The organism is Bartonella sp. TS25HLJMH (genome assembly GCF_042193505.1).
GTDB lineage: Bacteria > Pseudomonadota > Alphaproteobacteria > Rhizobiales > Rhizobiaceae > Bartonella > Bartonella grahamii.
Genome location: NZ_JBHILV010000029.1, coordinates 1 through 9,014, shown reverse-complemented (window position 1 = coordinate 9,014; position 9,014 = coordinate 1). Strand labels below are relative to the sequence as shown.

The 9,014-nt window shown below is 36.5% G+C and carries 3 protein-coding genes and 1 pseudogene; 3 read left to right on the top strand and 1 reads right to left on the bottom strand.

All coding sequences use genetic code 11. The annotated features are described in order from the left end of the window. From ACFINF_RS08295 to ACFINF_RS08285, 3 genes and pseudogenes are all read left to right on the top strand, one after another. Positions 1-126: toprim domain-containing protein (locus ACFINF_RS08295; protein ID WP_375620460.1), on the top strand; the 126-nt coding region annotated here is incomplete at its 5' end. 12 nt (positions 127-138) lie between these two features. After that, positions 139-1,736 (top strand): annotated as a pseudogene (locus tag ACFINF_RS08290) (YfjI family protein). A gap of 582 nt (positions 1,737-2,318) precedes the next feature. Further along, a complete protein-coding gene (locus ACFINF_RS08285) occupies positions 2,319-7,289 on the top strand; it encodes a DEAD/DEAH box helicase (protein WP_375620459.1) in 4,971 nt (1,656 codons plus the stop codon). Between the two features lie 964 nt (positions 7,290-8,253). Here the strand turns inward: ACFINF_RS08285 and ACFINF_RS08280 are convergent. After that, positions 8,254-9,014: DUF6990 domain-containing protein (locus ACFINF_RS08280; RefSeq protein ID WP_375620458.1), on the bottom strand; the 761-nt coding region annotated here is incomplete at its 5' end.

Sequence of the window (9,014 nt, the reverse complement as noted above, 5' to 3'; positions counted from 1 at the left end):
GACGGCGATGATGCGGGTCGTAAAGCAGGTTTTACCCTTGCAAAGCGTGCTTATAGCCAAGGCTTTGAGGTCTTTATGATACAAGCTCCAAAAGGAACTGATTTTAATAACGTATTACTTTCTTAAAAGAGGGAAACTATGAAAGATAGTAATTTACAAAACAATAATGAAAATACTCCCGTCAATGATAACGATAATGTTTCTTTAAATGATAATACTTGTTTAAAAGCCATTTCTTATGAACAAGCCTTGCAACAAAATGGTTGGGGGCAATTAAAACCGATTGCTACGGCTCTCTTACCCGTCGAGCCTTTTAATCCATTACAGCTCCCAATGCCATTCATGGACTATATTTATGACGTTTCAGAGCGTCAACAAGCTCCAATGGATTTTATTGCTGTCTCTTCTTTATGCGGTTTGGCGGCTGTCATTGGTAATGGCGTGCGGGTTGCTCCAAAACAATATGATGATTGGACGATTGTCCCTAATCTCTGGGGCGCTCTTATTGGTCAATCATCAACATATAAAACACCAGCCATGAAAGCCGCTTTAGCGCCCATTACTTGCCTTCAAAAGCAATGGTATAAAGAGTGGTTAAAACAGAAAGAAAAACAAGAAATTGAAGAGAGATTTGAAACTTTAGACAAACGAGAAAAGGAAAAACAAGCCCATAAAGCGATCAAAAAAGGAGATCTTGAAACAGCCCGTGCTCTTTTGTCTGAAGCCCCTTCTAAAGATAATACCCATGATGATGATGTCTCTCGTTTTATTATCAATGATGTCATGGTTGAAAAGCTTAGGGAACTCTTAAAAGAAACCCCCGTGGTCTCTTAATGGTGCTTGATGAATTGTCTGGTTTTTTAGCCAATCTGGAACGTAAGGAATATCAAACAGACCGTTCTTTTTATCTAACAGCTTTTAATGGCAAAAAATCATACACCTATGACCGTATAGGACGTGGAACCATTTTTATTCCCAATGCAACCATTTCCATTATTGGGGGCATTCAACCTTCACGGATTATTCCCATTATTCAAGCAATGCACCATGGAACAAATAATGACGGCTTATTGCAACGATTTCAAATGCTGGTGTGGCCCGATGAACGAAAAGAGCGGTTATGGGTTGATAGACCTCCCAATCAAAAGGCATGGGAAAGTTATCAAGGAATTTTTCGTTCTCTTTATGATAAACCATTAGGATCACCAAAACACCCTATTACCATACGCTTTTCTGCTGAAGCTCAAGAAATGTTTCGTGTATGGTGGGAAAATTTTCAAAGAACAATCAAAGGAGGTCATTTCTCATCAAGTTTACAATCGCATCTTTTGAAAATGAATAAAACCATACCAACCCTTGCATTGATTTTTGAATTGAGTGAAGGGGGGCGTTTTGAAATCAATAGAGATGCCCTTGAGAGAGCCTTATATTGGGAAGAATATCTGATAAGCCATGCAAAACGTCTTTATGCGGCGCATGATACATTAACAGCAGAGCGTGCAAAATTAATTGTTGAACGCTGTGATCATTTACCCGATATTTTTACAGCAAGGGATGTTTATAAACGTGATTGGAAATGTTTAACAGACAATCAAACCGTTAAGCAAGCTTTAGAGCTTTTATGTCGTTGTAACTATATTCGTGAAATCTCTGGAGAGAATAACTCCCAAGGCGGTCGACCTACCATACGTTATGAATGGCACCCCTTAGTGAAAAGTCATAAGACATCACACTGAGGCAATTTGGAAATCTTATAAAACATTAAACAATATAACAGTGAACCTTTAAAGCACTCCCCATCATTAGTTTTGGGGGTTATGGGGGTTCTTTTTACCCCCCCTTTATATATATTTTTTAGTCAAAAATAAAAGTTATTATATTTCAAGTGGTTAATATTTTACAGATCTAAAAAAACAACCTATATCGACATTACAACCTATAAATTCAACCAATAATATATGTTTTGTAGGTGTTTTGGGGGGGTAAAAACAGACAAAACCTATCTATAAAATAATTCATAAAACTTATCAAAATACTCATTCTGATGTTTTAAAGTCCATGGTGCATTTGTCTTGATTAACAGGTCAATTAACACATCAAATAAACAGCAAATTTCACTATTTTGCTGATCTGCCCCCTTTTCATGGGCTGTGGATAAACAGCCTTTAAAAAACCTTTTGAAAAAAATTTATCCGCTTTTGAATGACTTTACCTCTTCTGATACTCGCTATTTGTCCTAAATGGATTTAATTAACTTCATTTTGATTCTTTTGAAGAGAATTAATCAATAGAATATATTGTTATGGAGTTTATTCTTTATGCTTCGCCCTCATCATTCTGATCATGAACATGTCTCTTTACGCTCTCTCTTAGAATATTATCGTCAACAAGCAAAATCACCCCGTGAATTGGGAACATTGTTCGAAAATCTTGTCATGGCTTATCTTATGCATGACCCTCTCCATTTTGGACGATATGAAACGGTTGAGAGCTATTATGAATGGGCAACAGAGCGTGAAGATTGGAATAAAAATGATATCGGCATTGATCTGGTGGCAAAGCTTCGTCATCAAGAGGGCTATGTGGCTATTCAATGTAAATTTTATAAAGCTGACCATCAGATCAGTAAAAAAGATATTGATAGCTTTATCGCTGCCTCTGGAAAAGACATCTTTAAATATCGCCTTCTCGTTGATACCACGGAAGTGGAATTAAGTGACAATGTGAATGCCATGATCAAAGGACAAGCGATACCCGTTTATCGCATTGATCTTCGTCATATGGAAAACAGTCGTATAGACTGGCAAATATTTGCAACGAAAAAAGAAGTTGTTCTGAAATCAACAAAAGAGCCTCGTCCCCATCAAGAAGAAGCCATCAAGAAAGTCTGTGAAGGGTTAAAAGAAGCAGACCGTGGCAAGCTGATTATGGCATGTGGAACGGGTAAAACTTTTACCAGTTTGAAGATAGCAGAACACATAGCAGGAAAAGGCAAGCGTGTGTTGTTTCTGGTGCCTTCTCTTGCTTTAGTCTCGCAAACGATCCGTGAATGGACAGCCGATGCACAAGTGCCCTTGCGTTCTTTTGCGGTGTGTTCGGATACAAAAGTAGGCAAGCGTCGTAAAAACCAAGATGATATTGTTGGCATGGAAACATCAGACCTTGTTCTCCCTGCTACAACAGATGCAAAAGCCCTTGCCAAAGAAGCTTGTGAAAACCTAGCAGATGCAATGACGGTCATCTTTTCAACCTATCATTCTATCCAAGTGATTTCGGATGCGCAAAAAGAGCATGGTTTACCCGAATTTGATTTAATCATTTGCGATGAAGCGCATAGAACAACTGGTGTTGTGTTGGGAACAGACAAGCATGAATCTGAATTTATCAAGGTTCATGACAATAGCATTATTCGAGGCAAAAAACGCCTCTACATGACAGCAACCCCAAAGATCTTTAGTGATAAGCTGAAAAGGAATGCTTTCTTATCCAATAACGTTTTGGTGTCCATGGATAATGAAAAACTCTATGGCAAACAACTTTACACTTACAACTTTTCACGTGCTTTAGAGGATAAGCTGTTATCACCTTGTAAAGTTATCATATTAGTTGTCAACGAAGAAGAAGTAAGCCAATCCATTCAACATCTTATTACCGATAAGAATTATGAACTTATTCTGGACGATAGAACCAAGATTAATGGCTGTTATAGAGCCCTTACTAAAATGGATCTGAAACTTGATCTTAAAGATGACCCCAAACCCATGCGTAGAGCTTTAGCTTTTTGCAAAGATATTGAGACTTCTAAACGCATATGCAAGAGATTCAAAAAAGAAAAAGTGCAAGAATCTTTGCGCGCTCTTCATAAGAACTGTAAAGATACTCCTCCTCTTAATTGTACCCTTGCCCATATTGATGGAACCTTTAGTGCTAAAGAGCGTACAAAACAACTTGAATGGTTAAAGGAAGATGCGGGGGAAAATACGTGTCGTGTACTTACCAATGTACGCTGTCTTTCTGAAGGTGTTGATGTTCCTGCTCTTGATGCTGTTCTATTTTTACACCCGCGCAAAAGTCAAATTGAGATTATTCAAGCAATAGGACGTGTAATGCGTCGAGCAGAGGGTAAAAAAAGAGGCTATATCATTCTACCCGTTGGGATACCCGCTGATATTCCGCCGGAAATAGCCTTAGAAAACAACCAAAAGTATAATGTCATCTGGCAAGTTCTCAATGCTTTACGTGCCCATGATGATAACTTTAATAAAATAATTCACCATATGCACAAAAAACAAGACGTAAGCGATGCTCTTGAAATTGTTGCTGCTTCTCAAGAACTTGCGTTAGAAGATACGACCACGGTTATTGATGATTTACCTATACGCTCAAAATTAGAGTATTCAGGACTTAATATTGGGTTAGCAACTTACGAATCTTCTCACACATGTGAAGAACAAGGTGAACTCCCCCTTTTTTCTAAATGTAAAGATGTCATTAAAACTGCTATTGTTAATAGATTTTACGACCCTAGCTATTGGAAAAAATGGGCAATAAATGTTGGTGATCTTGCTCAAACTCATATCATACGCTTAACTGAGGTTTTGACGAAATCAGAAACTGAAACACGGCAGGTGTTTAATGATTTTATGACCGAATTACGTAGTAATTTAAATACAACTATCTCCGAACAAAATGCGATTGAAATGCTTGCGCAACATCTTGTGACGCGTCCAGTCTTTAATGCTTTATTTGAGGGGCATCAGTTTGTTCAAGAGAATCCCGTATCTTGTGCTTTACAACGTGTACTCAATGTCCTTGATAAAGTTACTCCTAAAGAAGAATCTCAAGATCTCAAAAATATTTCTAAGAGTGTACAGTTTTACACGCGTGGAATTACCACTCTTGAAGCACAACAAAGTTTAATTGTAGAGCTTTATAATGAATTTTTCCGTTACGCTTTTCCGCGTACAGTAGAAAAATTAGGAATTGTTTATACCCCCATTGAAGTTGTTGATTTTATCATTCATTCTGTTGATGATATTTTACGCAATGAATTTGGAAAAAGCCTGGGTTCACGAGGTATCTCCATTCTTGACCCTTTCACTGGAACTGGGACCTTTATCACACGGCTGTTACAATCTAAACTGATAAAACCAGAGGATATGGAATATAAATACCGTTATGATATCCATGCCAATGAGATTGTTCTCTTAGCCTATTACATAGCAGCCATTAATATTGAAGCAACCTATCATGGTCTTATGAAAGGGAATTATATCCCATTCAAGCATATTGGTTTGGCTGATACGTTTCAGACGCTAAAAAAGCAAGATCTAATACAACGTCTATTAAAGGAAAACAGTGAATATTTAGAACTTCAGAAAAATCTCAATATTGAAGTTATTTTTGGCAATCCTCCTTATTCAACTGGTCAAAAAAGTGCTAATGATAATGCAAAGAATACGCCTTATCCGATATTAAATGACCGTATTGGTGAAACTTACGCCGCTCAATCTAAAGCAAGCCTTATGCGAAATCTTTATGATAGTTATATTCGTGCCATTCGCTGGGCAAGTGACCGTATAAAAGATTGTGGTGTGATTGGTTTTGTTACAAATGCAAGTTATATAGATACAAAATCTATGGATGGTTTACGCAAATGCCTAGTTGAAGAATTTTCAAGCCTTTATATTTTCCATTTACGGGGAAATGCACGAACGTCTGGAGAACAGCGTAAGAAAGAAAGTGGTGGAATTTTTGGTGAAGGCTCTCGAGCCCCTATTGCTATCTCTATTCTCGTAAAAAATCCAAAATCCAAACAACAGGGGAAAATATATTTCCGTGATATTGGAGATTACCTCACAAGAGAAAAAAAGCTTAAAACAATTAAAGAATTTGGTAGCATTAATGGTATTACACGAAGTAAACAAGGTTGGCAAATAATCACACCAGATAAACATGGTGATTGGCTTGGTCAACGTGATAACAATTTCAAAGCATTTTTAGCCATGGGTGTTAAGAAAGGTCATGGTAAAAAGCTTTTTGAAAATTTTTCGTGTGGTGTTGTAACTAGCCGTGATGCTTGGGTATACAATTCAAGCCATGAAGTTTTAGCTAAAAACATAAGTAATATGATTGCCTTCTATAACAGTGAAGTAAAGCGTTTTAATAATGCTTATGGACATGTTGATCGTAAAACACTTACAAAAGTTGTAGACAATTTCGTCAATACAGATGCCAGAAAAATCAGTTGGAGCCGTGCTCTTAAACAAGATTTAGCAAAAGGAAAGATTTTTAAATTTGAAGCTACATGCCTTATGCAAAGTTTATATCGTCCTTTTACACAACAGTGGCTCTATTACAATCGTGCCTTTAATGAAATGGTTTTACAAATGCCGCGAATATTTCCGATAGGGGAAACGGTTGAAAATATGGTAATACAAATTACAGGTATAGGAGCAAGAAGATTTTCTGTATTGATGAATAAAGCCTTACCTAGTTTAGATGCAATAGAAAAAGGTCAATGCTTTCCAAGATATTTTTACGAACACACTCCAGTTTCAAAAAGTAAAAGTGAAAAACAATCCTATTTATTTACGGATTCTACAGAAGAAAACACAACATCTGGTTTACAAAGGCGTGATGCTATTACTGATGAGGGGCTAGAACATTTTAAAGCCGCTTATCCGAATGAATCTATCACTAAAGATGATCTATTCTATTATGTTTACGGTCTACTTCATTCAGAAGATTACCGTGCTCGTTATGCTGATAACCTCTCTAAAGAATTGCCTCGTATCCCGTGTGTAAAGAGTGCTGATGATTTTTGGAAGTTTGTAACAGCTGGGCGTGAATTGGGTCATTTGCATGTAAATTATGAAGATGTGGAACCTTATCCTGTCACATTTAAAAAGGGTTATCCAAAAGTTACAGAGATCTCTAATCCCGAAAAATTCTATTACGTAACTGAAATGAAATTCGCAAAAGCAGGTAAAGAGAAAGATAAATCGACTGTTTTTTATAACAGCAATATCACAATAACAGATATCCCTCTTGAAGCTTATAAGTATATCGTCAATGGTAAACCCGCTCTTGAATGGGTTATGGGGCGTCAATGCGTTAAGACTGATAAAAAGAGTGGTATTGTCAATGATGCCAATCGCTATGCTGTTGAAACCGTTGGCAACCCTGCCTACCCTCTAGAGTTATTTCAGAGGGTTATTACCATAAGTTTAGAGACAATGAAAATCGTTAAGAACCTACCAAAACTAGAAATTAGAGAAACTGAATAACTTATAAAGCATGCTCACATAATGGGCATGCCAATCTTATTAAAGCCGCTTATGTATTAGTTTAAATAACAGTCTATTTTATCATCTGTTATGAGATAAACTAAGATAGGAAATAATTACGTTATCAAAATCTCTTTAATGGACTTTTGTAAATTCTTTAAACGTATCATCTTGTGAGTTGATTACCTATAATCTTAAAAGGAATAATTTATCATGCGTTATTCTAAAAAAAAATCATTTGCACTTTTAGATACTCTTATTTGGATTGCTTTAAGATTTTTAAGAAATCCACTCTTAAATAGAATTAGATTTTTTTACATTGCCTTTAAAAGATTATACCGTAATCTAAAATGATAGCTTTATTGTTATCAGAAGCTTTGTTTAAAGAGAGTTATGTATATTCATTTTCTTATATTACTTATAGGTTTTGAATGTTTCCACCCCCCAAAACCCCTACAAAACATATAGCATTAGTTGAATTTACAGGTTGTATTTTGATATAGGTTGTTTTTTTGGAAACTTGATAAAAGTTAACATATTGAAATATAATAAACTTTTATTTTTTATTGAAAAATATGTAAAGGGGGGGGCGTAAAAAGCACCTCCAAAACTTATAACCATAATGGTCTTGATAGCATTTCTTATGAGTTACAAGCTATCTTTTGAAAGGCTTAAAGGATCATATGCTTTTCATAAAGCACATTTTAATCATTCACTAAAATCATAAGATTCGTCTGTTAAATAAAAAGACATAACCGATAAAATAGACAATAATCCATTAAAAGGGATTTTGATCATCTATGGAATAATTTTATAGATCTTTTTTATAGGTTGTTTCCTTAAAATCTTGCACCAAAACCATGATCAGAGCCATACCACTGTTGAGTTTCTCAACTAGTGATCAAGGCTTTGGAGCGCGTCTTATTTTCTAAATTTCTGAAATCTTTTTGATATTTTTTAGGTGCTATTTCTTGTCTTTTTTTCCGATAAAATTGACTATTTTCTCTTTCCACGAGCGGGGTTGCTCCTTGCTGGTAACCTCTTGTTGATCATCAAGCTTTTTTGCCACCTGTTTAATTAAAGCGTAGCTCAGTTGCTTCATCTTTGCTACTTCTTTGGCTAAAGCTAATGCACGTTCAAGGTGGGTTTTGTTGATGCTCTCGTCAAAGCCTAGGTGATCCCCTGCCGTAAAGCTTTTCTGATAAGATTGCAAAGTTTCAGCATCACCCAACAAAGCAAGAGTGCCAAGATGAAGCAAAGCATAATCCGTATCGTTTGCTTTAGACGTGGCGCCTTTTTCCCAAGGAGCAGTGCCATAATCAGAGCGAAGTCTTTTAGAAAGGTCAATGTCTGTTACCGCCCATTCTAAAGCATCATCAAGCGCCTGTGTTAAACGATCCGCAGTGACTTCTGGTTCAAAGATTTCTAATCCCTTGGCTTCAAAATTAAGCTGTATATCTGGAATATCTTCCGTGTGGGTAGGATCAATGAATTTGCAAGCGGTGGAAAGAATGCCCGTGCTAATCATAAAGGCGCTATCAAATTGCGGGTAATCTTTAGCAATTTCGTCGTTATAAAGAATATCTACTTCACGATCAGCCAATTGATAGCTTGCCATATGGTCATCTTCATTGATTCTCTCAATCGTCCAGCCTAAGCTTTTTAAAAGTGCATGAGCACTTTCCATGGTGAGACGATCATCAGTGTCATCCGCTTCATCCACTT